This is a genomic window from Enterobacter sp. kpr-6, from assembly GCF_900116015.1.
GTDB lineage: Bacteria > Pseudomonadota > Gammaproteobacteria > Enterobacterales > Enterobacteriaceae > Enterobacter_D.
In genome coordinates, this window is record NZ_FOYH01000012.1 from 1 (window position 1) to 24,561 (window position 24,561).

A 24,561-nucleotide genomic window follows, 5' to 3' on the forward strand; every position below is an offset into this window, starting at 1 on the left:
GAATTCCCGGAGGAACCCTGCCAACCCGGCGGCCTGTAAGCCGTTGTTCCGTGTCAGTGGAGGCGCATTATAGGGAGTTTCTCCGGGCTGACAAGTATAAAATTCAAAAAACTTATTGTTCGCTCAATTTCCAGCCATTACGCCTGATTTAACGCCGAATCGCGGGTTAAGTGAGCAATATCACGGGCAAAACTGGAGACTTGTGCCCAGTCTGTATAAACCACTTCTTTACTTGTATCCGTTTCACCGTTCGTCATTTTCATAATCAGGCGGATCATAATGCGATCCAACCAGCGGTAGCGCGGATAACGCAGCGCCCCGGCAAACACCGCGCACAGGTCGGGCTGCCAGGGAGAGTTCAGCAGAAACTTACGGGTATAGCTGTTCGTTTGAGGCGAACGCTTCTCCGGTTTACGCGCCACCAGGTTTACCGAGAAGAATGCACCCGGTCGCGCCGCCAGTTCCTGCAAATGCTTTTTCACAAAACGATCGAGTGCCGGATGGAAGTGCCCATAGCGAATCGATGCGCCAATCACCACGCGGTCATAGCTCGCCCAGTTAATCTCTTCCGCGCGATTCAGGTTCACCACATCGGTACCCACAGCCAGCTCGCTGAGTTCGGATGCTATATAAGAGGCGATTTCGCGCGTTTGCCCATCCCGGGTAGAAAATAGAATCAACGTTTTCACAATTTGCTTCCTTAATCACGCCAGAACGTTGGTGTAAACAGCACCAGCAGCGTGAAGACTTCAAGACGACCAAACAACATATTGGCGATGAGGATCCATTTTGCCACCGGATTCATGCTGGCGAAGTTATCGGCCACCACGCCCAGGCCCGGCCCGAGGTTATTCAGCGTAGCGACAACAGACGCGAATGCCGAGAAGTCATCGACCCCGGTGGCGATAATCGCCAGCATACTGACGATGAACACCAGCGCGTAGGCCGAGAAGAATCCCCACACCGCTTCAAGAATACGTTCCGGCAGCGCGCGGTTGCCGAGCTTAATGCTATAAACCGCGTTCGGGTGCACCAGTCGTTTCAGCTCGCGGTTCCCCTGCTTAAACAGCAGCAGGATACGGATCACCTTCAGCCCACCGCCCGTCGACCCCGCACAGCCGCCAATAAAAGCAGAGCACAACAGGAGCACCGGTAAGAACAGCGGCCAGCGCGCAATACTGTCGGTAGTGAATCCGGCCGTGGTTGCCATCGACACCACCTGGAAGAAAGCCTGATTAAGTGTCGTCACTGCTGAGGCGTAAACATTGTGGAACCACAGCACCAGCGTACAAATAACCACCAGCGTTAACTGCACGCCGATAAACATTCTGAATTCCGGATCGCGCCAGTACACCTTCAGATTACGCCCACTCAATAAAGAGAAGTGCAGACCGTAGTTACACCCCGAGATCAGCAGGAAGATAGCGATGATGGTATTAATGGTCGGGCTGTCAAAATACCCGACGCTGGCATCATGGGTAGAAAAGCCCCCGATAGCGATAGTCGAAAAGCTGTGCCCGATGGCATCAAACGCAGGCATACCGGCAAACCACAGCGCCAGCGCGCAGGCCACCGTCAACAGGACATAAATGAGCCACAGGGTTTTTGCGGTTTCGGCGATGCGCGGACGCATCTTATTGTCTTTCAGCGGCCCCGGCATTTCCGCGCGGTACAACTGCATCCCCCCGACGCCCAGAATAGGCAGAATCGCCACCGCTAACACGATGATCCCCATCCCGCCGAACCATTGCAGCATCTGACGATAAAAGAGGATGGCGTGAGGCAGTGAATCCAGCCCCACCAGCGTCGTTGCCCCGGTGGTCGTTAAGCCAGAAAAGGATTCAAAAAAAGCATCCGTCACCGTCAGATTGGGCCGTTCCGAGAAGATAAACGGCAGCGCACCGACGCTGCCCAGCACCGTCCAGAATAAGACGACGATCAGAAAGCCTTCCCGCGATTTCAGCTCGCCCTTCTCGCGGCGGTTGGGCCACCACAGGATTGAGCCAATGGCGAGAGCGACAAAGAAAGTCTGCGTAAATGCACGGCCCGCCCCGTCACGGTAAAGGAGAGCGACCAGTCCTGGGAGGATCATCGTCCCGGAGAAAAGAATGACCAGCAGTCCAACGATTCGGGTAATGGCACGAAAATGCATCTCTGCCGCTTCCTTTGGTATAGATAAATGAGGTGGGGATTATTCTTCAATCGCCAGCAATTGCAATGAACCACGACTAAAATCCGCCAGCTTTGCTGAAAATTCGGCCAGTCTGCTGTGGGGAAGCGCCACGCGCAGTTGCACGGAAGCCTGAAAGTCGCTGGTAATAATTTTGCCTTCGAATTGCGTCAGCAGTGCTTCAATGCCCGCAAGCTGCCCGTAGTCACAACACAAAGTATATTCGGTTAATGGCATTTTGCGGATTGTGGTGAGCTGATTCAGCGCGCGCTGTACGCCGCCGCCGTAGGCTTTCACCAGCCCACCCGTGCCTAATAAAATTCCGCCGTAGTAGCGCACCACCACGGCCGTAATTTCGCCGACGCCGCAGCCCATCAGTTGCGCCAGCATTGGCTTGCCAGCCGTGCCCGCCGGTTCACCGTCGTCTGAGAAACCGAGCTGTTGTGAATCATCCGGCGCGCCCGCTACCCAGGCGACACAATGGTGCCGCGCATCCGGGTGCTCCGCTCTGACCGATTCAACAAAAGCTTTGGCCGCTTCCACGCCGTCGGTATGTGCCAGCAGCGTAATGAAACGGCTCTTTTTGATCTCTTCCACAACGGTGACCGGCGCTGCCGGTATCGGCCAGCTTTCCATTACGCCAGCTTCAGATCCCGCGTCATGTTTTCAACGCCGTTTTCATGGATCACCACATTGTCCTCAATGCGGATGCCGCCAAACGGCTTAAGCGCGTCGATCTTCTGCCAGTTGAAGTGCTTGCTGAATTCGCCGTCACGCCACGGAGCCAGCAGTGACTCAATAAAATAGAGGCCCGGCTCAATCGTCAGCACCATGCGCGGTTGCAGCACGCGGGTACAGCGCAGATACGGGTATTTCGACGGCGCAGCCAGATGTGTCCCGGAATCATCCTGCATAAATCCGGCGACGTCATGCACCTGAAGTCCCAGCGGGTGCCCGATACCGTGCGGCATAAATGGCCCGGTCAGGTCATTTTCCACCATCGCCTCTTCGCTCATATCGGTAACGATCTGATGGCGACGCAGCAGTTTCGCGATGCGTTGATGGAACTGAACGTGATACTCCAGGTAGTTCACGCCCGCTTTCATGGTGCCGATCAGCGCCAGTTGCTCGTCATTCACATCTTTGATCAACTGAGCAAAATCATTGTCGCCGTTGGCAGACCAGGTACGGGTCAGGTCGGCGGCATAACCGTTGTACTCTGCCCCTGCGTCCAGCAGGAAGCTGCGCATTTCAGACGGCGGACGGTGATCGAGTTTGGTGTAATGGAGCACCGAAGCGTGTTCGTTGAGTGCCACAATATTGCTGTACGGCACATCCACATCGCGATGTCCGGTAGCGGTCAGGTAAGCAAGATTAATATCGAACTCGCTCATCCCGGACTGAAACGCCTCATGCGCCGCACGATGACCTATCACCGCCGTTTTCTGCGCTTCACGCATACACGCCAGTTCATAATCGGTCTTATACGCGCGGTAATAGTGCAGATAATCAATCACCCCTTTCGGGTTGATATTGTCCGAGGTGATATCCAGCGCACGGGCACGCTCGGCAACCGGCCCGATGTAGGCCACATTGCCGCGGGCCGCAGGCAGTTCGCTGCCAATGCCGTCCGCTTTCGGCAGCGCGATAATCTCAATTTCATCGGTCCAGAAGGAAGTCGGCAGCGGTTCCACGTTGTGCCAGTAATCCACCGGCAGGTAGAACCACAGTTTCGGCTTGTTCACGCCATCCACCAGCAACCAGCAGTTGGGAACCTGTGTAACGGGCACCCAGGCTTTAAACTGCGGATTAACTTTAAACGGGTACGCATGGTCGTCGAGAAAGACGTTCATCAGCTCACCGGAGTGGATGAGCAGCGCATCCAGCTTAAAGCGAGCCAGTACATCGCGGGTACGTTCCTGTAGCGTAACAATATGATTTTTATAAAGCGCGGCCAGTGATTCCATGTTGATCCCTTCTGTTTTTTGACCTCAATGTTTCGCATCTTAGCACAGGTCTGAAAGGCTGCGTGATTTCCGCTAAGCGTGATCGCCACTGCAACTTTTTAAAGACTTATTTGCATTTTTTTAACATAAAAACCACACTCCGTTTCATCTGGTAAGACCAGTAACTTTGCTGGATTCAGGAGACTGACATGCTTTACAAAGGCGATACCCTGTACCTCGACTGGCTGGAAGATGGCATAGCCGAACTGGTGTTCAGTGCCCCAGGCTCGGTCAACAAGCTCGATACCGCGACGGTCGCAAGCCTCGGCCAGGCGCTGGAAATCATAGAAAAACAAGCAGATTTAAAAGGGCTGCTGCTGCGTTCAGACAAAGCGGCCTTTATTGTCGGTGCCGACATCACCGAATTCCTCTCTCTTTTCGAAGTGCCGCAGGAGCAACTCAGCCAGTGGCTGCACTTCGCGAACAGCGTATTCAATCGCCTGGAAGATTTGCCGGTGCCGACGATTTCAGCGGTGAACGGCTATGCGCTTGGCGGTGGCTGCGAATGCGTGCTGGCAACAGATTATCGCCTCGCCACGCCGGATCTGCGCATTGGCCTGCCGGAAACCAAGCTCGGCATCATGCCGGGCTTTGGCGGCTCTGTGCGTCTGCCGCGCCTGCTGGGTGCCGACAGCGCGCTTGAGATCATCGCCGCCGGGAAAGACGTGAGTGCAGATCAGGCGCTGAAAATCGGCCTGGTTGACGGCATCGTGAGTGCAGAAAAACTCCGCGACGGGGCCATTGCCGTACTGCGTCAGGCCATTGCTGGTGATCTGGACTGGAAAGCCAAACGCCAGCCGAAGCTCGATCCGCTGAAGTTAAGCAAAATCGAAGCTGCCATGAGCTTTACCATCGCCAAAGGCATGGTGATGCAGACGGCAGGCAAGCATTATCCCGCGCCAATCACTGCCGTGAAAACCATTGAAGCCGCCGCCAGACTGGGCCGCGATGAAGCGTTGAAATTAGAAAACCAGAGTTTCGTCCCGCTGGCACACAGCAATGAAGCGCGTGCGCTGGTCGGCATCTTCCTTAACGATCAGTTCGTCAAAGGCAAAGCCAAAAAGCTGACCAAAGACACTGAAACGCCGAAACATGCCGCCGTGCTGGGCGCAGGCATCATGGGTGGCGGTATCGCTTACCAGTCGGCCTGGAAAGGCGTGCCGGTGATCATGAAGGATATCAACGACAAATCCCTGACGCTGGGCATGAACGAAGCCGCCAAACTGCTCAACAAACAGCTTGAGCGCGGCAAAATCGACGGCCTGAAACTGGCAGGCGTGATCGCCACTATCCAGCCGACGCTGGAGTATGCCGGTTTTGATCGCGTTGATGTGGTGGTCGAAGCCGTTGTTGAAAACCCGAAAGTGAAAAAAGCGGTACTGGCGGAAACGGAAGAGAAAGTGCGCCCGGACACCGTGCTGGCGTCCAATACGTCGACCATTCCGATCAGCGAGCTGGCAAGCGTACTCAAACGCCCGGAAAATTTCTGCGGGATGCACTTCTTTAATCCGGTACACCGGATGCCGCTGGTTGAAATCATTCGCGGTGAAAAAACCACAGACGACACCATCGCAAAAGTGGTCGCGTGGGCCAGCAAGATGGGCAAAACCCCGATTGTGGTCAACGACTGCCCTGGTTTCTTCGTCAACCGCGTACTGTTCCCCTACTTCGCCGGATTTAGCCAGTTGCTGCGCGACGGCGCGGACTTCCGCAAAATCGACAAAGTGATGGAAAAACAGTTCGGCTGGCCGATGGGCCCGGCATACCTGCTGGACGTGGTCGGCATCGACACGGCGCACCATGCGCAGGCGGTCATGGCGGCGGGCTTCCCGCAGCGGATGCAAAAAGATTACCGCGACGCCATCGACGCGCTGTTTGACGCCAGCCGCTTCGGACAGAAAAACGGCCTCGGCTTCTGGCGTTATAAAGAAGACAGCAAGGGCAAGCCGAAGAAAGAGGAAGATCCGGCGGTTGATAGCCTGCTGGCAGAGGTTAGCGCGCAAAAACGCGAGTTCAGCGACGACGAGATTATCGCCCGTATGATGATCCCGATGGTCAACGAAGTGGTGCGCTGTCTGGAAGAAGGCATCATCGCCAGCCCGGCAGAAGCGGATATGGCGCTGGTCTACGGCCTCGGCTTCCCGCCGTTCCATGGCGGCGCGTTCCGCTGGCTCGATACGCTGGGCAGCGCCAAATATCTCGACATGGCGCAGCAATTCGCTGCCCTCGGCCCGCTGTATGAGGTGCCGGACGGCCTGCGTGAGAAAGCCCGTCATAACGAAACTTACTATCCGCCGGTTGAGCCTGCTCGTCCGGTCAGCGATCTCAAGACGGCTTAAGGAGTGACGATGGAACAGGTAGTCATTGTTGATGCAATTCGTACCCCGATGGGCCGTTCGAAAGGCGGCGCGTTTCGCCATGTTCGCGCGGAAGATCTCTCCGCCCATTTAATGCGCAGCCTGCTGATGCGCAACCCGGCGCTGGAAGCGACCGCGATTGACGATATTTACTGGGGTTGCGTGCAGCAAACGCTGGAGCAGGGTTTTAACATTGCCCGCAACGCAGCGCTACTGGCGGAAATCCCGCATTCAGTACCGGCCAGTACCGTTAACCGTCTGTGTGGTTCGTCGATGCAGGCGCTGCACGATGCGGCGCGCATGATCATGACCGGCGATGCGCAGGCGTGTCTGATTGGCGGCGTCGAGCACATGGGCCACGTGCCTATGAGTCACGGCGTTGATTTCCACCCCGGTCTTAGCCGCAACGTCGCTAAAGCGGCGGGCATGATGGGGCTGACGGCGGAAATGCTCGCCCGACTGCACGGTATCAGCCGCGAGATGCAGGATCAGTTTGCCGCCCGCTCTCACGCCCGTGCCTGGGCTGCCACGCAATCCGGCGCGTTTAAAAACGAAATTATCCCGACCGGCGGGCACGACGCCAACGGCGTTCTCAAACAGTTTAATTATGATGAAGTGATCCGCCCGGAAACCACGGTTGAGGCGCTGGCAGCGCTGCGCCCGGCTTTCGATCCGGTGAATGGCACGGTGACAGCAGGCACCTCCTCGGCGCTGTCCGATGGTGCGGCGGCGATGCTGGTGATGAGTGAATCCCGCGCCCGCGAATTAGGCTTAACACCTCGCGCGCGTATCCGCTCAATGGCGGTGGTCGGCTGCGATCCGTCGATTATGGGTTACGGCCCGGTGCCCGCCTCACAACTGGCGCTGAAAAAAGCCGGCCTGTCGGCAAGCGACATCGACCTGTTTGAAATGAACGAAGCCTTCGCTGCGCAGATCCTGCCGTGCATTAAAGATCTGGGACTGATGGAGCAGATCGACGAGAAGATTAACCTCAACGGCGGCGCGATCGCCCTGGGACACCCGCTCGGCTGTTCCGGTGCACGTATCAGCACCACGCTGTTAAATCTGATGGAGCGCAAAGATGCCCAGTTTGGTCTGGCAACGATGTGCATTGGATTGGGTCAGGGGATCGCCACGGTGTTTGAGCGTGTCTGACTGAGTAAAAGAGTTTAGTTGCCGTTCTTCCCGCCTGTCAGGGGCGGGTTTTTTTTATGTTTTACCCCTCACCCCGGCCCTCTCCCCTGGGGAGAGGGGGAAGGTCAGTCCGTGCTCGATCTGTCCCCCTGTCCCCAGGGAGAGGGAGAGGGGCAAATCCGTGCTCGATCTGTCCCCTCTCCCTTAGGGAGAGGGTTAGGGTGAGGGGTAAAAAAATCAAATAAACGCGAACGCATCCCCAAACAAACGATCTTCCCGCGCGCCGCGCTCGTTACAGAACAGGTCGCGGGCGATTTTCGCCATCTCAAAACGTCCGGCGATATAAATATCGTGCCCGGCCAGCGTACCGTGATCCTGCAGCACCGCTGTCAGCACTGTGCCGCTGCGACCGCGCCAGTTCTCTTCCGGCTGCTCCACCACCGCTTCAATACGCAGATTAGGATGGTTCACCGACAACGCTTCCAGCTCAGCCAGATCGTAAAGATGCTTCTCTTCGCGACCGCCCCAGTACAGCGTAATGTCGCGGTTCGGGTTACGCGCAAGCGAGGTCAACAGAATGGAACGCACATAAGAGAATCCGGTGCCACCCGCAATCAGGATCATCGGACGCTCTTCATCGTCGCGCAGCCAGGCGTCGCCGTGAGGGATATCGACGAGAATTTCACGCTCTTTAAGGATGCGATCCATCACCGCCATGGCGTACAGATTCAGCTCTGACGCCCCGATATGCAGCTCAATAAAATCCCGATCGTTCGGTGTGGACGCCATCGAAAACGGACGCTTATCGCGCTCGTCCATCACTACCATCAAATATTGACCAGCCCGGAAAGAAAACGCCGCTTCCGGGACTAAACGGACGCGATATACAGTATCGGTGATGGCATCTACCGAGGTCACTTTACAGCTTAAGGTTGTCATGCGCTCTCTCTGTCGGGTCGTTGTCTTACATCAAGTTTTTAAGGCAAACGGCGGTGCGTCAGGCACCTTTACCGTCTTTCATAATGGCCAGTTCATCCCAGATGGCGTCGATACGCGCCGTTACCTCAGGATCTTTCTTGATCGGTCGGCCCCATTCACGTTGGGTCTCGCCGGGCCATTTATTGGTGGCATCCAGTCCCATTTTTGACCCCAGCCCGGAAACAGGCGAGGCAAAATCCAGATAATCAATCGGCGTGTTTTCTACCAGCACCGTATCACGCGCCGGATCCATACGGGTAGTAATCGCCCAGATGACATCATTCCAGTCGCGCGCGTTGACGTCGTCGTCACAGACGATCACAAATTTAGTGTACATAAACTGCCGCAAAAACGACCACACGCCCATCATCACGCGTTTGGCGTGTCCGGCGTACTGCTTCTTCATGGTCACGACGGCCAGGCGATATGAACACCCTTCCGGCGGCAGATAGAAATCCACAATTTCCGGGAACTGCTTTTGCAAAATCGGCACGAAGACTTCATTTAACGCCACGCCAAGTACTGCCGGTTCATCGGGTGGACGACCGGTATAGGTGGAATGGTAAATCGCGTCTTTGCGCTGGGTGATGTGCGTCACCGTGAACACCGGGAAATTATCTATCTCGTTATAGTAACCAGTATGGTCGCCATACGGCCCTTCCGGTGCCATTTCGCCCGGTTCGATATACCCTTCCAGCACAATTTCAGCGCTGGCCGGGACCTCGAGATCGTTTGAAATGCATTTGACCACTTCCGTTTTCGTCCCGCGCAAAAGCCCGGCAAACGCATATTCGGAGAGGGTATCCGGCACGGGCGTGACCGCCCCAAGAATGGTCGCCGGATCGGCACCTAACGCGACGGCCACCGGGAAACGCTCACCGGGATGCGCCGCGCACCATTCCTGAAAATCAAGCGCGCCGCCGCGATGCGACAGCCAGCGCATGATCAATTTGTTCTTTGCAATTAACTGCTGGCGATAAATGCCGAGATTCTGCCGCTCTTTGTGCGGTCCGCGCGTCACCGTCAGGCCCCAGGTGATCAGCGGGGCGGCGTCTTCCGGCCAGCATTGCATGATCGGGATTTGCGTCAGATCGACGGCCTCCCCTTCCACGATCTGCTGCTGACAAGGTGCGCCGCGCAGACGTTTGGTCGGCATGTTGAGCACCTGCTTAAACTGCGGCAGCTTATCGAACAGATCGCGAAAGCCTTTCGGCGGCTCCGGCTCTTTTAAAAAGGCGAGCAATTTACCGACTTCGCGCAGCGCAGCCACATCCTCCTGCCCCATCCCCAACGCCACGCGTTTAGGTGTGCCAAAAAGGTTGCACAGCACGGGCATGGAATAACCTTTAGGATTTTCGAACAGCAACGCAGGCCCGCCCGCGCGCAGCGTGCGGTCGGCAATTTCTGTTATTTCCAGATGGGGGTCTACAGGCAGAGTGATGCGCTTGAGTTCGCCCCGCTGTTCAAGCAGCGTCAGAAAATCGCGTAGGTCGTGGTATTTCATGCTGTTAATCATGGCCTCTTTGTAAGCCCTTCATTATACGGCGATCGCCTGCCTGATGCTGTAATTTTGTTAAATAAGCGTGAAACTCGCCGCCATTGTGCGTTCAGGTTGCGCATAATCACCTTAGCGATCGTAAGACGATTTTGGTATGCTTTCGCCCGAACCTAAGGGATGAGTGATTATGCAAGCCTGGTATTTATTGTATTGCAAACGTGGACAACTTCAGCGCGCGCAGGAGCATCTGCAACGTCAGTCGGTTAACTGCCTGACACCTATGATCACGCTGGAAAAAATAGTGCGCGGTAAGCGCACGACAGTAGAGGAACCTCTTTTTCCTAACTACTTATTTGTTGAGTTTGACCCGGAAGTCATTCATACAACAACCATCAATGCCACACGCGGCGTCAGCCATTTTGTTCGCTTCGGTACCAGCCCGGCCACGGTGCCTGCTACCGTTATTGAACAACTGGCGACCTGGCAGCCGGAAGACATTACCGATCCCGATACGCCTTACGCAGGTGATAACGTGGTGATCACCGAAGGCGCATTCGAAGGAATCCAGGCGATTTTTACCGAGCCAGACGGCGAAGCGCGTTCAATGCTGCTGCTGAATTTCCTTAATAAGCAGGTACTGCAAAGCGTCAAGAACACCGATTTTCGCAAAGTCTGACGCAATCAGAACGTCACGCCAAACAGCCGCTTAACGTTGTTATCTGTCGTTTCGCTTATTTCGTTCGCATCCACATGGCGAAGTTGTGCGATGCGTTCGACGATATGCCCCAGATAAGCCGGTTCGTTGCGGCGTGACGCAGGCTTTGGCGAGAGATCGCGCGGCAGCAGATACGGCGCATCGGTTTCTACCAACAGGCGATCCGCCGGAATACGCGGCACCACTTCGCACAGTTCCTGGCCGCGGCGTTCATCGCATACCCAGCCGGTAATCCCTAAATAAAGCCCGTGCGCAAGGCAGTCGTCGGCTTCAGCCTGCGATCCCGTAAAGCAGTGCAGCACCGCGCCGGGAAGCTTATCAAGCCACGGCGTAAGCAGCGCCAGAAAACGCGAGTGAGCATCACGACAGTGTAAAAACACCGGCATTGATAGCTCTGCGGCAATCGCCAGTTGCGCACTGAATGCCGCTTCCTGCTCCGCAGGCGTCGAAAAATTACGATTGAAATCCAGTCCGCATTCGCCAATCGCTACAACCTCAGGCTGCGCAGCCAGCGTATAAATCGCTTCGGCAGTATCCGCGTGCCAGTGGCTGCTGTCATGGGGATGCACGCCCGCTGTCGCCCAACAGCGATCAAGCCGCTGCGCCAGACGCTGCACCTGCTCGCTTTCATGCAGATTAGTGCCGGTCAACAACATGCCGTTGACGCCAGCGGCCAGCGCTCGCGTTACCACCTCATCCGTGTCTTTCGCAAACTGCGAGCTGGTCAGATTGACCCCGATATCAAACATACGATCTCCCATATGATAACCGCCCTTTCGGGCGGTTATCGTTTACTCTTCGGTGTTCTCTGTCTCGTCTTCGTCACTGCGAAAACGTCGCTTGCCGACGTAGAACCGCGAGAAGAAGACGCCGATTTCAAACAGGCAGTACATCGGAATTGCCAGCAACGTCTGCGAGAAGACATCCGGCGGCGTCAGCAACATGCCTACGACAAACGCGCCGACCAGCACATACGGGCGTTTCTTACGCAGATCGTCCGGTGTTGTCACGCCCATCCAGCAGAGCAGTACAATCGCCACGGGCACTTCAAACGACACGCCGAAGGCCATAAACAGCGCCATCACGAAATCCAGATAGCTGGCGATATCGGTCGAAACCTGCACCCCCACCGGGGCCGTATGCGTCAGGAAGCCAAACGCCAGCGGGAAGACCACGAAATACGCAAACGCCATGCCGATATAAAACAGCAGTGAACTGGATACCAGCAGCGGGATCACCAGCCGACGCTCGTGTTTATACAGTGCTGGTGCGACAAACGCCCAGACCTGATACAGGATGACGGGTGCGGAGAGGATCAGCGACACCATAAAGGTCAGCTTGATCGGCGTGAAGAACGGCGATGCCACATCGGTGGCGATCATCGTCGCGCCTTCCGGCATCTGTTTAATCAGCGGGGCGGACACCAGCTGATAAATATCATTGGCGAAATACACCAGTGCCAGAAAGATAATCAAAACGGCAACAATGCTGTTTAACAGACGCTTGCGCAGCTCAATCAGGTGCGTGATCAGCGGTTGGGTATCTTCTACAGCCATGTTTAAGATTTACCCTGTGTTGAAGGTGAGGAGTCAGAAGCCGGAGAGGCGCTTTCTGCTTTTGATGCACCCGCTGGTGATACAGGTTTCGGCTCAGCAGGGGTTTGCTCCGGTGCGCTGGCCTGATGTTCTGCCGTCGCAGGCGTCACGCCCTGATGCTGCTCTTCGTTACCCTTCACTAACGGGTTATGGATGGTGTGCGCAACGTCGCTCTCTTTTTCAGGATCGTTGGCACTGTAAGTGCGCTTCATCGATTCTGCCGCTTCGCGCAGCTCATCCATCGACGCTTTTAGTTCAGGCGTCAGGCTGTCGAGGCTCGCTTTTTCAACCTTTTTCAGGCTGTCCTGAAACTCCTGAAGTTTGAGTTCCTGCGTCAGTTCATTTTGTACCGTAGTGGCAAGCGATCGCAGCGCCCGAACCCAGCCTGCAATCGTTCTTACCGCCACAGGTAAACGTTGCGGCCCCAAAACAATGAGGCCGACGACGAAAACCACCAGTAACTCGCCAAAACCAATATCGAACACGAATTACACCTGCTCTTTATCGTGACGCTTTGCGTCTTCTTTCTTCACATCGTCCTGCTTGTCAGCAATGGATTTCGCCGTAAAATCCGCGTCTTCCGGGGATTTGTCGTGCTTATCGTCATCGCCCATCGCTTTTTTAAAACCTTTGATCGATGCACCTAAATCAGAACCGATTGAACCGAGTTTTTTGGTGCCAAACAACAGCACCACGATGACTGCAATAATGAGCAACTGCCAGATACTGATACCACCCATACAAAAAACCTCATGACAGATGATGAATAAAATGGGCCACAGTATACGTTACGCAGCCCCTCGGGAGCGACGCTAAATTGCGCGCGTTTTACGCCAGCCGATCAACCAGATCACCAGCCCGCCTGCCATCAGCCATGCCGGAGCCGTTTCCCACTCCGGTCGATTAATCAGGATGAGGGTGCCACTGAGTATCAGCGTAGCCCCAATGCCAAACAGATAACGGGACTGCCCCTGACGGGTATGATTGATATGCAGGTCGCGGGAAATTTGCTCAACGCTGTGCTGTAACTGCTTGTGCTGGCGCAAATTGTTGTACACCAGCTCCGGCAGTTCCGGCATTTTCTCGACCCAGAAAGGCGCTTTCTCTTTCAGTGAGCGGATCAGCGCTGGCAGACCGACCTGATCTTTGATCCAGGATTCAAGGAACGGTTTGGCGGTTTTCCACAAATCGAGCTGCGGATAGAGCTGACGGCCTACGCCTTCGATATAAAGCAGCGTTTTTTGCAGTAAAACGAGCTGCGGCTGCACTTCCATATTGAAACGGCGCGCGGTGTTAAACAGGTTGAGCAGTACATGGCCAAACGAAATTTCCGCCAGCGGCTTTTCAAAGATCGGCTCGCAGACGGTACGAATGGCAAACTCAAACTCTTCAACGTTGGTGTCCGGCGGTACCCAGCCTGAATCCACATGCAGTTCAGCAACTTTGCGGTAATCGCGATTAAAGAAGGCGATAAAGTTCTCCGCCAGATAGCGCTTATCTTCTTTATTCAGCGAACCGACAATGCCGCAGTCGATACCGATGTATTGCGGATCTTCCGGATGCTCATAGCTGACAAAAATGTTGCCGGGATGCATATCGGCATGGAAGAAGCTGTCACGGAAGACCTGGGTGAAAAAGACCTGTACACCGCGCTCAGCCAGCAGTTTCATGTTGGTGCCGTTTTTCTCCAGCGCCACCACGTCATTCACCGGAATACCGTAAATGCGCTCCATGACCAGCATATTCTGGCTACAGTAGTCGGAGTAAATCTCCGGCACGTAGAGCATCGGGCTGTTTTCGAAATTCCGCCGTAACTGGATGGCATTCGCCGCTTCGCGCAGCAAATTCAACTCGTCGATCAGCGTTTTTTCGTACTCGTGAACCACTTCCAGCGGGCGCAGGCGGCGTCCGTCCGGCAGCAGGCGAGGCACCCAGCGAGCCAGGCGATAGATCAGACGCATATCGGCTCTGATGACCGGCAGAATATCAGGGCGGATCACTTTAATGACCACATCTTTGCCGTTCTCTTTCAGCTTCGCCGTGTGCACCTGAGCGATGGACGCCGACGCCAGCGGCTGAATATCGAAGTCGTCAAACCAGGTTTCAACAGGAATATTTCCCATCGCCTTTTCGATCTGTTGTTTAGCCAGCGCACCTTCAAAGGGAGCAACCCGATCCTGAAGCATGGCGAGCTGATCGGCGATCTGTGGCGGGAAGAGATCGCGACGGGTAGAGAGCATCTGCCCGAACTTGATCCACACCGGCCCCAGTTCCTGTAAGGCCAGCCGCAGCCGGTGCCCCAATTCTTTGTCTTTATGGCGATTTGGCATCCAGAAAAGCGTACTGCGCCAGAGCCTGAGCGGCAGGGTAATACGCATTCTGGGGATGAGCTCATCAAGCCCGTAACTCAAAAAAGTCTGGATGATGAAATAAAGGCGTCGAATTTCACCTGGCGTCATTTGCCCTCCAGTTTTTCCAACCTTTTGGTTAACGCATCAACCGACCGCTCAACGGCGGCGGTCTCTTCCGCAAACCACGCAACTTCCAATGCTCCGGGGGCCATACGCCACTCCTCGGTCAGCGCTTGCGCTGCATACTGCTGCTGACGCTGAAAGCCCTGACGCAAAAACGTGGTGCCACCGCGTAAAATCCGGCTTACGCCTTCTGCTGCGATATCGCCGGTATAGGGTGCCAGCAATTCAGCGGCGTCAAACTCGGCAAGATCCATGAGCGCAACAAAGTTCTGCACAACCTGAAGATCGCCCTGCACTTCCAGTTCGCCACTACGGATAAGGGTAGTCAGTTGATTACGATCCCGCAGTTTTGGCAGTACGCGCATTCCGGTGATCACCGAGCAGTCCGCTTCGCCTTCCCAGGCACCGAGCACATCAATCTGTCGCTCGCTGAATGCCAGGATTAACGGGGTTGAAAGCTCTTTTAAGACAACGCGTAAAACTTTGCCCTGTAAGCGCTGGCGTGCAGGTTTGAGGGCCTGAGCGCGATATAAAAACGTGTTCAGCACCCGCTCTATGCTCGCATTCATTAAGGGCTTAAAAGGCATCAGCACACTCCCGTCAGAACTTGTAACCCCGATGCAGCGCAACGATGCCCGCCGTCAGGTTGTAGTAATCCACGTTTTCAAATCCAGCGTCCTGCATCATCGCCTTCAGGGTGTCCTGATCGGGATGCATACGGATGGATTCTGCCAGGTAGCGATAGCTTTCAGCGTCGTTCGCGACCAGCTCGCCAATGCGCGGCAGCACGTGGAAGGAGTAAGCGTCGTAGGCTTTGCTCAGCGGCTCAATAATCGGTTTGGAGAATTCCAGCACCAGCAGGCGACCACCCGGCTTTAACACGCGGTACATGGAGCGCAGCGCTTTTTCTTTATCGGTGACGTTACGCAGGCCAAACGAGATGGTGATGCAGTCAAAGGTGTTGTCCGGGAACGGTAGCGCCTCGGCATTCGCCTGCACATATTCAACGTTGCCAATCACACCAATGTTGCGCAGTTTTTCGCGGCCCATTTTGAGCATTGATTCATTGATATCTGCCAGCACGACTTTGCCGGTTTCGCCGACCAGACGCGAGAATTTCGCCGTCAGATCGCCCGTACCGCCTGCCAGATCCAGTACCGTCTGGCCGCGACGCACGCCGCTGCAATCAATGGTAAAACGCTTCCATAAACGGTGGATGCCCATCGACATCAGATCGTTCATCACATCGTATTTCGCTGCCACAGAATGAAAAACGTGGGCGACCATGTCAGCCTTCTGCGTTTTGGCGACGGTCTGAAAACCAAAGTGCGTCGTGTCCTGTGAAGTTTCTTGTGGATCTTCCGCCATCTCAGTGCCTGCTTATCAAGAAATTGTTCGTGAAGTGTAACAGATTGGGCGCAATTGCCCTATGTTTCAACCACCTTGTGAATAGCGCGACGCGCCTTCATTTGCCGCCGTTTGCGGGCTTAATGCATTGTCTTCACTGGATTCTTCCCTCTCCCTTTCCCCGGCGCGCAAACGAAACTCTTCATCCTGGGCTTTGGCCTGTTCCGCCAAATCCGGATTAATCTCGCGCTTTACTTCGACACCCAGGCCGCGAAACGCCTCAGCCTGAGCGAGCAGGTTCCCGCGTCCCGACGTGAGCTTTTTCATCGCCTGGCGGTAGTTATCCTGGGCTTTATCGAGGCCCTGCCCGACCGACGACATATCATCAACAAACAGGCGCATTTTATCGTACAGGCGACTGGCGCGATCGGCGATGTGCTGGGCGTTGCGGCTCTGGTGCTCATATCGCCAGAGGTTAGCGATCGTACGCAGCGCCACCAGAAGCGTGGTCGGACTTACCAGCATAATGTTATTTTTTAGCGCTTCGGTTATCAGTTCCGGCTGTCGGTCCAGCGCCAGTAAAAAGGCGGGTTCGACCGGGATAAACATCAGCACATAGTCCAGCGATCGCAGGCCTGGTAACTGCTGGTAGTCTTTGCGCCCAAGCAGGCGGATGTGGTTGCGTACCGAAGCGATGTGCTCCTGCAACGCGCTCTCGCGGGTGTATTCGTCTTCCGCATTGAAATAGCGCTCATAGGCAACCAGAGTCATTTTGGCGTCGATGACCACATCTTTACCCTGCGGCAGACGGACGATGACATCAGGCTGCATTCGCGCACGTGTTTCCGTTTCGATGCTCACCTGAGTTTCGTATTCATAACCCTGACGCAACCCGGACGCCTCCAGCACGCGGGTCAGCACCACTTCCCCCCAGTTACCCTGAGCTTTATTGTCGCCTTTCAGCGCGCGGGTCAGGTTAATCGCTTCCTGCGCCATTTGCGCATTCAGTTGCTGAAGATTGCGGATCTCGTGCGCCAGCGTGTGACGTTCACGCGCTTCCTGACCGAAGCTCTCCTGCACCTGGCGGCGAAACCCATCCAGTTGTTCACGCAGCGGCGTAAGCAACCCGCCAAGGCTCTGGCGGTTTTGTTCATCGACCCGGCGATTGCTGTGCTCAAAAATACGGTTGGCGAGGTTTTCAAACTGTTCGCTCAGGCGCTGTTCGCTGTTGAGCATCTGGCGAATTTTGTCTTCAGCATGGTGCTGGCTGGATTCGAGGCGCGTGGTGACTTCGCGCAGATCGGCTTCCAGCGAGCTGTTAATTTCCCGCAGGTTACGCAGTTCGTTATTAAGCTGTTCGCATTCATCCCGCCAGTGCTGATGCTGCACAAGCTGCTGTCTGGCGGCGCTTAATGCGATATCCAGTTCACGGCGATCTTCCAGCAGATCGGCCCGTATCTGGTCCGCCCGTGATTTCATCGCCAACCACCCGATCAGCACCCCAAGCAGCGCTGCCGCCACGCTTATCATCACTGAAATATCCACCACGCCCCCTGCATGAACTTCTGACTCGTGCAAAGTAAGATTGTGCTGTACAGATGTCCAGTTGGAAAGGATTTTCCTGCGAGGCGCTACGCAAATATGAACGTAAAACGCCAGACGGCAGCGCCTGTTGCTGGATATCAGAAAGGGATATGTGCCGCTAATTTAATAATTCTGAAATATACAAACTGAATTTATTATTTATAAAATAAATACAATCATCCTGCTAAATATAAAAAACTTCACACCCTGAGCAGAAATCAATAATTATTTTAATAAAAGGTTGAGATCGCCAATATAGATCGGCACTGTATAACACCGGGTGCTTTTTCTATTTTTATATTTAGAAAAACTCATCAATAAAAAAGAATAGCTTATTTACAGGTGTCGATATCTCTGGCTGAAATGCCAGAGAACCGGTTATCTATCAACGCTATTAGCAGGTATTGCATTCATAAACGACATCATCCAATAAACGGAGAATATTATGGAAATCAGATCCTGGATAAAAAGAAGAATTGAAGGCGAAAACGTTGCGTTAGGTGTCCCCGCAGAACGCCAGAACCTGAACGGGCTTATTTTTGAAGAAGCCATTGCGTTCCATATCGCGTGGCGCGAACGGTGGCTCACCGCTTTACGTGAGCATCGGGGTAATGAATTTGACGTCGCGCAAGTCTCAAGCGATGCCGTTTGTAAGGTCGGCAACTGGATTTATAACGAAGGGGCTGCTCTGTCCCGCCATCCTGAATATGAACATTTTCGTCTCCTTCATGCCAAATTCCATACGTGCGCGGGAAAGATTGTGGATCTGCATCAAAAGGGACGTTTTCTTGATGCCTTTGCGGCAGTTAGTGACGAGCTGATGCCGTTATCCGAAGAGGTCGGGCTGTCACTTGGCGCGTTACTGGAAGCCACTCAACGTTAATTTGAGCGCAAAAAAACGGGGCCTGAATAATAAAGGCCCCGTTTCAGAACGCCCGGTAGCGCGATGCTTGTCCGGGCTTACGCAAATTTGATTACAGCAGGCGGCGCGCCGCTTCAACGACGATTTTCACCGCGTGACTTTCGGTCTGCTTCATGGTTTCCGCGTTAGGAATTTCCTGCTGGGTGCGGTTAACGATGACGCCCGCTACCATCCCGGCGCGCAGGCCCTGGCTTGAACACATGGTCAGCAGCGTGGCGGATTCCATCTCGTAGTTCATCACGCCCATTGACTGCCACTCTTCCATTGAACCTTTATAACGGCTCACCACGCGGCCAGAGAAGGTGTCATAACGCTCCTGGCCTGGGTAGAAGGTGTCGGACGAGGCGGTGACGCCAATGTGGGTGGTCGCGCCAACGGCTTTTGCCGCTTCCACCAGCGCAGTGGTACAGGTGAAATCAGCGACCGCCGGGTATTCCATCGGGGCAAAGTGCAGGCTCGCGCCATCAAGACGCACGGAGGCGGTGGTCACCAGCACGTCACCGACATTGATGTGCGGCTGAATAGCACCGGTGGTGCCAACGCGTAAAAAGGTGCGGATACCCAACTGGGCCAGTTCTTCTACGGCAATAGAGGTAGACGGGCCGCCGATGCCGGTGGAGCACACGATAACCGGTTTACCATCCAGTTCAGCACGCCATGAGGTGAATTCGCGGTGCGATGCCAGCTTAACCGGCTTATCCATCAGCGCGGCGATTTTCTCAACTCGCTCCGGATCGCCCGGGACGATGGCAATCGTAGCCCCTTGTAAATCGTTTTGGGTGAGGCCGAGGTGAAAAACATCAGACTTGGACATAAGTGACTCCTCTGTGGGTCGGTTTGTCGAGAGCAGCAAAACGGTACTTTACAGAAGCCGCACGCTCTGTTTCGTGACAGCCATCACCACACATAAAAATCATTGCAGTGATTTTCCATAAAATAGTGATACACATCACATTAACATATTCACTATCGCGAGCTTTCTCAAAAGATAGCCCTTTTCTCTGACGCTGGAATTTTCACGTCTGACTATAGTTATTTATTGCGCTAATTCTAAAAGGGTACGGAGATTGCCATGACCACTGACAAACAGCCCGGCTTTGCCCCCGCTGCTTCACCTCACGCTTCCACTGCCATCACGACGCCTGAAGACGCCATTATCGCCAGCATTACCTCGATCCCGTCGCAGGGCGAGAATATGCCCGCTTATTTCGCCCGTCCTGAAGGGGTGAGCGACGCGCTGCCTGTGGTGATTGTGATCCAGGAGATTTTTGGGGTGCATGAGCATATTCGCGATCTCTGCCGCCGGCTGGCGCGGGAGGGGTATCTTGCCGTCGCGCCTGAGCTTTATTTCCGTCAGGGCGATCCGAATGAATTTACTGACATTTCCACGCTGTTTAGCGAACTGGTGTCGAAAGTGCCGGACGCGCAGGTGCTCGCCGATCTCGATCATGTCGCAAACTGGGCGGCCCGCAACGGCGGAGACCCGCACCGGCTTCTGGCAACAGGATTCTGCTGGGGCGGGCGCATCGCCTGGCTGTACGCCGCGCATAACCCGCAGCTCAAGGCCGCCGTGGCCTGGTACGGTAAGCTGGTGGGTGATAAGACGCTGAATTCGCCAAAGCACCCGGTGGATATCGCCTCCGAGCTGAACGCCCCGGTTCTGGGACTCTATGGCGCGCAGGATGGCAGCATTCCGCAGGATACCGTCGAAACCATGCGCCAGGCGCTACGGGCGGGTAATGCTCACGCTGAAATCGTGGTTTACCCGGATGCCGGTCATGCATTTAATGCCGATTACCGTCCGAGCTACCATGAGGAATCCGCCAAAGATGGCTGGCAGCGGATGCTGAAGTGGTTTGCGGACAATAGTTCGAAAAAGAGTTAACACCAACGCCCACGCTGCCGTGGGCGAAGGATTAATGGCTTCCGCAACATTTCTTATATTTTTTGCCGCTGCCGCACGGGCAGGGATCGTTGCGTCCCACGGTTTCAACCGCAGCCGGGCGAGGCTGCGGCTGGGCCAGCGCCTGCATGATGCTTCCCGCCGGGTAACCGCGTTCCAGTATGTTCTGCCACAGATTCATCGTCGGCGTAATATGGCGGAAAAAGTGCTTATAGCCTGCGCATAAATAGTTATGCCCCGGATGACCGGTAGGCGAAACGGCAAAGCGGTGTTTCGGGCAGCCGCCGTGGCATACCGGGCGGAATTCACAGCGTCGGCAGTCGGGCGTCAGGGTATCGTTCTTGGCCTGACCGAAAGCAATCGCCTGCTCGCTATTATTTAACTCGCTGATGCTGTGCTGATGAATATTGCCCAGTAAATGCTCCGGGTAGACATAGTGATCGCAGTTATAGAGATCGCCGTTGGCTTCCAGCGCAAAAGCGTGGCCGCAGGTCTGGGAATGGACGCACAGCACCGGCGGTTGGCCCGTCCAGGCAGCCAGCGCCACATCAAACATCTGCACGCTGACAAGTTCGACATCCCGACGCACCCAGATATCAAAAATCTGGTTGAGGAATTCGCCGTACTGCCAGGCCGGCACCGTCCACGGGGCCAGCGTTGCCGCGCTTTCACCGGGCATCACCAGGTTCAGCACCGTGGAGTCTTCCGTACTCATCCGCTCCACCAGCGGGATAAACTGGATATGGCGGGAGCCTGCCGCCAGCAGAAACTCATACACCTCACGCGCGTGCCCGACATTGTGTTTGCCGACCACGGTGAGGGTATTAAAGGCCACGTTATGCGCTTTCAGCAGCGCCATCGCCGCCACGACCTTTTCGTGCGTCCCTTTCCCGGCGCGGTTCACGCGGTACTGATTATGCAACTCAGCCGGGCCATCAATCGACAGCCCGATCAGAAAATGGTTTTCAGCGAAAAAGCGCGCCCACTCATCGTTTAACAGGATGCCGTTGGTTTGCAGGGCATGATCGATCTGCTTGCCGCCCGCGTGTTTTTCACACAGCTCCACCACCCGGCGGAAAAAGGACAGCCCCATCATGGTGGGTTCGCCGCCCTGCCAGGCGAAAGTCACCTGTGAACCCTGTTGCGCCGCGATATGCTGTTTGACGAAGGCTTCAAGCGTTTCATCCGTCATGCGCCAGTTGGTATTACGCTCGGGGTACAGCGCCTCTTTTTCGAGGTAAAAACAGTAGGTGCAATCGATATTGCACACCGACCCGGTCGGTTTAGCCATCACATGGCAGCCCATTACGGCCATATTTATAATTCCTGTGTCATCGGCTGTTCTCAACGATGTACTGGTAACAACTGGCCAGATGTTTGGCCACGCCGAACTCCGTCAGTTCGCCGCGATCGTTATAGCCTTTGCGGGTTTTTACCAGCAGCGGTTCAGCGGGTGAGATATTCAGAATGTCGCAATCATCCGGGCCAGGCAGCTCTGAGGTGATCACATCCTGATAGCGTTCGATATTTTCATTACGCTGCTCAAGCATGGCGTACAGCCCGTTCTCCAGCGCGTCCAGGGTGAGATCGCCCAGCCGGGCCGTAAGCCAGATGTAGTTGACCTGCGCCGGGGATTCGTTCTGACGGAAAATCGTGCGGGTGAGCAGGAAAAGCGGCGTCGCATCATCCACGCCAAAGGCCGTGGCAATCGCCGCCGGAGGAAGAAGGCACTCCAGCTTAAGGTTATTACGCCGGATAGGTTGCTGCTGTTGACCATCGATCAGACAGACTTTGGTTTTCACGCCCTGTTTTTCAGAGGTGCTGATAACCATCGTGCCGATGCCCGCCTGACGCTTCACCAGTCCTTTCGCCGCCAGTTCTGCCAGCGCACGCCGCGCGGTGATCCGGCTTACGCCAAACAGCTCTTCAAATTCCGCTTCGGTCGGCAGGACATCATTTTTCTTCCACGCGCCGTTTTTCAGCCGGGTGAGCAGGATGTCGTAAAGCTGGGCATAGAGGGGCTTTGCGCCGCGAGAAAAATCCAGTTCTTCTTTCATTAACGTTAACTTCACACTCCTTTACCCCCGGCAGGCGGTTTGCCGTGCCGGGGATACCATACAACCTAATCAAGCCGCATTTCTAATGCCATCTTATAATACACGCTCTGCTGTTGCTCCTCTGGTAAAGCGTTCTGGACGAAAGCCCACAAATTTTCTTCATTCCAGCCCGGATGGCAGGCACTGGTGAGGTGTTCTGCTAACGCCGCTTGTTCGGTGGTTTCCAGGTGCTGAAGTAAAGCCGCCAGCCCATAACGGACGCGCGGCGCGTAATCTGCCAGTTCCGGTAACAGATGCGGATCGTGTCCGAGCAGCGGCGATTGCGCCTCATCCAGCCCGTAACGGGGATAAAGTTCCTCCGGGGCGTCGGAATCCAGCATTAAGCCGACTATCCCCTGACACAAGCGCCGTGCGGCCTGCTCGTCACGACTCTGGGTACGCTGCCGGGGATCGCACTCCAGGTCATACAGCCGATGCCCAAACCGATCCGCATGGCGCGTCATCACCGATTCCGCCGGCACTTTCAGCACCGGGCACCCTTTGGTGAAGGTAAATGCCGGACGAAGCGTCGCGTTCTGCAACTCCGCAGGGGTAAAGCGCCGGTTGATGCGGGTGGGCATCAGGGTGTATTCGTACAGGCCCTCGATCTCCTGCACGATGGGCGAGCGCATATACACGTAGCGGCCATCGGTAATATTGATGTGGCAACCGTGGTAGCCAAACAGCGCGTACTCGCGCACCGGGGTGTCATCGCGCAGCGCCGGAAGGAGCGAAACGCCCTGCATATCCGCCGGTTTTTGCAGGCCGAAACTGTCAAGCAGGGTCGCCGGGATGTCGATCGTCTGCGCCAGCGCCTGCCGTGATTCCCCTGCGCCACCGTACGCCGGGTGCCACATAAAGAAGGGAATATTGGCCACTTCGTTATACAGCGGCATGATGTTTTTCCCCCACCACTCATGCTCGCCGAGTAAAAAACCGTGGTCGGTATTCACAATCAGCATCGTGTCTTTCCACAGATCGTAACGATCCATATGATCGAGCACGCGCCCGACTGCCGCGTCCACCATCGTCAGCAGCGCCATGTAGTATTTCTGGATAAGACTTTTACGCTCATCGCTTTCGGTGACGAAGTAGTACGGTGGCCAGCCGTCGAACTGCGACGGATCTTCAATGCCGTACATTTTCAGGTACTTCTCCGGCACGAAGAACGGCTCATGCGGATCAAAACATTCCAGTTGCAGGAACCAGTTATCGCTGGCGTGGTTGGTATCAATAAAATCCAGGCCATGATTGATGGTGCGAACAAGATGGTGGTCTTCTTCATCCTGCATAAACTGCACGTTGATCTGGTGCTGCACGCGGCTGGTGATGCGGCGCTGTTTGATCTCCTCCGGCTCGCCGGATTCATAATCATAATGCGGCTTCTCCACCACCCCTTTCCACGCGTCCCCTTCCTGCCCGCGCACAAATTCATGCGTGCTATAGCGTGAGTGGTAGGTTGCCCCGCCGTCGCGCCAGTAATGCTTATGGTCGGTGACCAGATGCGTGTGCACACCGTGCTTTTTTAAGATTTCCGGCATCGAGTCATCAAACGGCTCCAGCGGCGACCAGCCCCGATGGAGAAAATTGTACCGGCCGGTATGCAGTTCACGGCGGGCGGGCATGCACGGCATACTGCCGACGTAGAAATTATCAAAGCGTACCGTGCGTTCTTTCAGGCGTTGAAAATTCGGCGTAATCGCCCGGTCGCTGCCATAGGCAGACAACAGGTGTTTATTCAGCGAATCAAACATCAACATAATGGCTTTCATTTTTAACTCC

General features: G+C 55.2%; 23 protein-coding genes. 5 read left to right on the forward strand and 18 right to left on the reverse strand.

Features of this window, described 5'->3' with window-relative positions:
• Positions 1 to 137: 137 nt before the first annotated feature.
• Genes hemG through pepQ form a run of 4 tightly spaced genes read right to left on the reverse strand, consistent with a single transcriptional unit; the run spans position 138 to position 4,137 of the window.
• The gene (hemG, locus tag BM373_RS19670) at positions 138 to 689 is read right to left on the reverse strand and encodes a menaquinone-dependent protoporphyrinogen IX dehydrogenase (protein ID WP_090465401.1); all 552 of its coding nucleotides are present in this window, start codon (positions 687 to 689) and stop codon (positions 138 to 140) included.
• Positions 690 to 700: 11 nt separating this feature from the next.
• A complete protein-coding gene (gene trkH, locus BM373_RS19675; RefSeq protein WP_090465404.1) occupies positions 701 to 2,152 on the reverse strand; it encodes a Trk system potassium transporter TrkH in 1,452 nt (483 codons plus the stop codon).
• 39 nt (positions 2,153 to 2,191) lie between these two features.
• Positions 2,192 to 2,806 (reverse strand): IMPACT family protein, encoded by a 615-nt coding sequence (locus BM373_RS19680; RefSeq protein ID WP_090465406.1) that lies wholly within the window; start codon positions 2,804 to 2,806, stop codon positions 2,192 to 2,194.
• A complete protein-coding gene (gene pepQ / locus BM373_RS19685; protein ID WP_090465409.1) occupies positions 2,806 to 4,137 on the reverse strand; it encodes a Xaa-Pro dipeptidase in 1,332 nt (443 codons plus the stop codon). Before pepQ ends, BM373_RS19680 begins: the two co-directional genes overlap by 1 nt.
• A gap of 188 nt (positions 4,138 to 4,325) precedes the next feature.
• Here pepQ and fadB point away from each other — a divergent pair, with 188 nt between their 5' ends.
• The gene (fadB, locus tag BM373_RS19690; RefSeq protein ID WP_090465412.1) at positions 4,326 to 6,515 is read left to right on the forward strand and encodes a fatty acid oxidation complex subunit alpha FadB; all 2,190 of its coding nucleotides are present in this window, start codon (positions 4,326 to 4,328) and stop codon (positions 6,513 to 6,515) included.
• Between the two features lie 9 nt (positions 6,516 to 6,524).
• The gene (gene fadA, locus BM373_RS19695) at positions 6,525 to 7,688 is read left to right on the forward strand and encodes an acetyl-CoA C-acyltransferase FadA (protein WP_090465413.1); all 1,164 of its coding nucleotides are present in this window, start codon (positions 6,525 to 6,527) and stop codon (positions 7,686 to 7,688) included.
• Positions 7,689 to 7,904: 216 nt separating this feature from the next.
• On the opposite strand, the gene fre is transcribed toward fadA, so the two are convergent.
• Positions 7,905 to 8,606 carry an NAD(P)H-flavin reductase gene (fre, locus tag BM373_RS19700; protein WP_090465416.1) on the reverse strand — a complete coding sequence of 234 codons (702 nt, stop codon included), beginning with the start codon at positions 8,604 to 8,606 and terminating at the stop codon, positions 7,905 to 7,907.
• 58 nt (positions 8,607 to 8,664) lie between these two features.
• On the reverse strand, positions 8,665 to 10,161 hold the full coding sequence (gene ubiD, locus BM373_RS19705) for a 4-hydroxy-3-polyprenylbenzoate decarboxylase (protein ID WP_177220170.1): 1,497 nt from the start codon (positions 10,159 to 10,161) through the stop codon (positions 8,665 to 8,667).
• Between the two features lie 169 nt (positions 10,162 to 10,330).
• On the opposite strand from ubiD, the gene rfaH reads away from it, so the two are divergent.
• The gene (gene rfaH, locus BM373_RS19710) at positions 10,331 to 10,819 is read left to right on the forward strand and encodes a transcription/translation regulatory transformer protein RfaH (RefSeq protein ID WP_090465418.1); all 489 of its coding nucleotides are present in this window, start codon (positions 10,331 to 10,333) and stop codon (positions 10,817 to 10,819) included.
• A gap of 5 nt (positions 10,820 to 10,824) precedes the next feature.
• On the opposite strand, the gene tatD is transcribed toward rfaH, so the two are convergent.
• The 8 genes from tatD to rmuC form a co-directional block, all read right to left on the reverse strand.
• On the reverse strand, positions 10,825 to 11,607 hold the full coding sequence (tatD, locus tag BM373_RS19715; RefSeq protein ID WP_177220171.1) for a 3'-5' ssDNA/RNA exonuclease TatD: 783 nt from the start codon (positions 11,605 to 11,607) through the stop codon (positions 10,825 to 10,827).
• Positions 11,608 to 11,649: 42 nt separating this feature from the next.
• Positions 11,650 to 12,414 (reverse strand): Sec-independent protein translocase subunit TatC, encoded by a 765-nt coding sequence (tatC, locus tag BM373_RS19720; protein ID WP_090465422.1) that lies wholly within the window; start codon positions 12,412 to 12,414, stop codon positions 11,650 to 11,652.
• A 2-nt stretch (positions 12,415 to 12,416) separates the two neighbouring features.
• Positions 12,417 to 12,938 (reverse strand): Sec-independent protein translocase protein TatB, encoded by a 522-nt coding sequence (gene tatB, locus BM373_RS19725; RefSeq protein ID WP_090465424.1) that lies wholly within the window; start codon positions 12,936 to 12,938, stop codon positions 12,417 to 12,419.
• Positions 12,939 to 12,941: 3 nt separating this feature from the next.
• Positions 12,942 to 13,193, reverse strand: a complete 252-nt coding sequence (gene tatA / locus BM373_RS19730; protein WP_090465427.1) for a Sec-independent protein translocase subunit TatA — start codon at positions 13,191 to 13,193, stop codon at positions 12,942 to 12,944.
• 72 nt (positions 13,194 to 13,265) lie between these two features.
• Positions 13,266 to 14,912 (reverse strand): ubiquinone biosynthesis regulatory protein kinase UbiB, encoded by a 1,647-nt coding sequence (gene ubiB / locus BM373_RS19735; protein WP_090465429.1) that lies wholly within the window; start codon positions 14,910 to 14,912, stop codon positions 13,266 to 13,268.
• A complete protein-coding gene (locus tag BM373_RS19740; protein ID WP_090465432.1) occupies positions 14,909 to 15,514 on the reverse strand; it encodes a ubiquinone biosynthesis protein UbiJ in 606 nt (201 codons plus the stop codon). Before BM373_RS19740 ends, ubiB begins: the two co-directional genes overlap by 4 nt.
• Positions 15,515 to 15,527: 13 nt before the next feature.
• Positions 15,528 to 16,295: a bifunctional demethylmenaquinone methyltransferase/2-methoxy-6-polyprenyl-1,4-benzoquinol methylase UbiE gene (gene ubiE / locus BM373_RS19745; RefSeq protein ID WP_090465435.1), complete on the reverse strand. Its 768-nt coding sequence runs from the start codon at positions 16,293 to 16,295 to the stop codon at positions 15,528 to 15,530.
• A gap of 66 nt (positions 16,296 to 16,361) precedes the next feature.
• Positions 16,362 to 17,819 carry a DNA recombination protein RmuC gene (gene rmuC, locus BM373_RS19750; protein ID WP_090465438.1) on the reverse strand — a complete coding sequence of 486 codons (1,458 nt, stop codon included), beginning with the start codon at positions 17,817 to 17,819 and terminating at the stop codon, positions 16,362 to 16,364.
• Between the two features lie 484 nt (positions 17,820 to 18,303).
• On the opposite strand from rmuC, the gene BM373_RS19755 reads away from it, so the two are divergent.
• Positions 18,304 to 18,741 carry a CZB domain-containing protein gene (locus BM373_RS19755; protein ID WP_090465441.1) on the forward strand — a complete coding sequence of 146 codons (438 nt, stop codon included), beginning with the start codon at positions 18,304 to 18,306 and terminating at the stop codon, positions 18,739 to 18,741.
• 91 nt (positions 18,742 to 18,832) lie between these two features.
• Here the strand turns inward: BM373_RS19755 and udp are convergent, their stop codons facing one another.
• Positions 18,833 to 19,594, reverse strand: coding sequence for a uridine phosphorylase (gene udp / locus BM373_RS19760; protein ID WP_090465443.1), 762 nt, complete (start codon positions 19,592 to 19,594; stop codon positions 18,833 to 18,835).
• 258 nt (positions 19,595 to 19,852) lie between these two features.
• Between udp and BM373_RS19765 the strand changes: the two genes are divergently transcribed.
• Positions 19,853 to 20,665 carry a dienelactone hydrolase family protein gene (locus BM373_RS19765; protein ID WP_090465446.1) on the forward strand — a complete coding sequence of 271 codons (813 nt, stop codon included), beginning with the start codon at positions 19,853 to 19,855 and terminating at the stop codon, positions 20,663 to 20,665.
• A gap of 31 nt (positions 20,666 to 20,696) precedes the next feature.
• Here BM373_RS19765 and BM373_RS19770 read toward each other — a convergent pair whose 3' ends face one another.
• The 3 genes from BM373_RS19770 to BM373_RS19780 form a co-directional block, all read right to left on the reverse strand.
• Positions 20,697 to 21,998: an anaerobic sulfatase maturase gene (locus tag BM373_RS19770; RefSeq protein ID WP_090465449.1), complete on the reverse strand. Its 1,302-nt coding sequence runs from the start codon at positions 21,996 to 21,998 to the stop codon at positions 20,697 to 20,699.
• 16 nt (positions 21,999 to 22,014) lie between these two features.
• A complete protein-coding gene (locus BM373_RS19775; RefSeq protein WP_090465452.1) occupies positions 22,015 to 22,740 on the reverse strand; it encodes a GntR family transcriptional regulator in 726 nt (241 codons plus the stop codon).
• A 65-nt stretch (positions 22,741 to 22,805) separates the two neighbouring features.
• The gene (locus BM373_RS19780) at positions 22,806 to 24,551 is read right to left on the reverse strand and encodes a sulfatase (protein ID WP_090465455.1); all 1,746 of its coding nucleotides are present in this window, start codon (positions 24,549 to 24,551) and stop codon (positions 22,806 to 22,808) included.
• Positions 24,552 to 24,561: the final 10 nt, after the last annotated feature.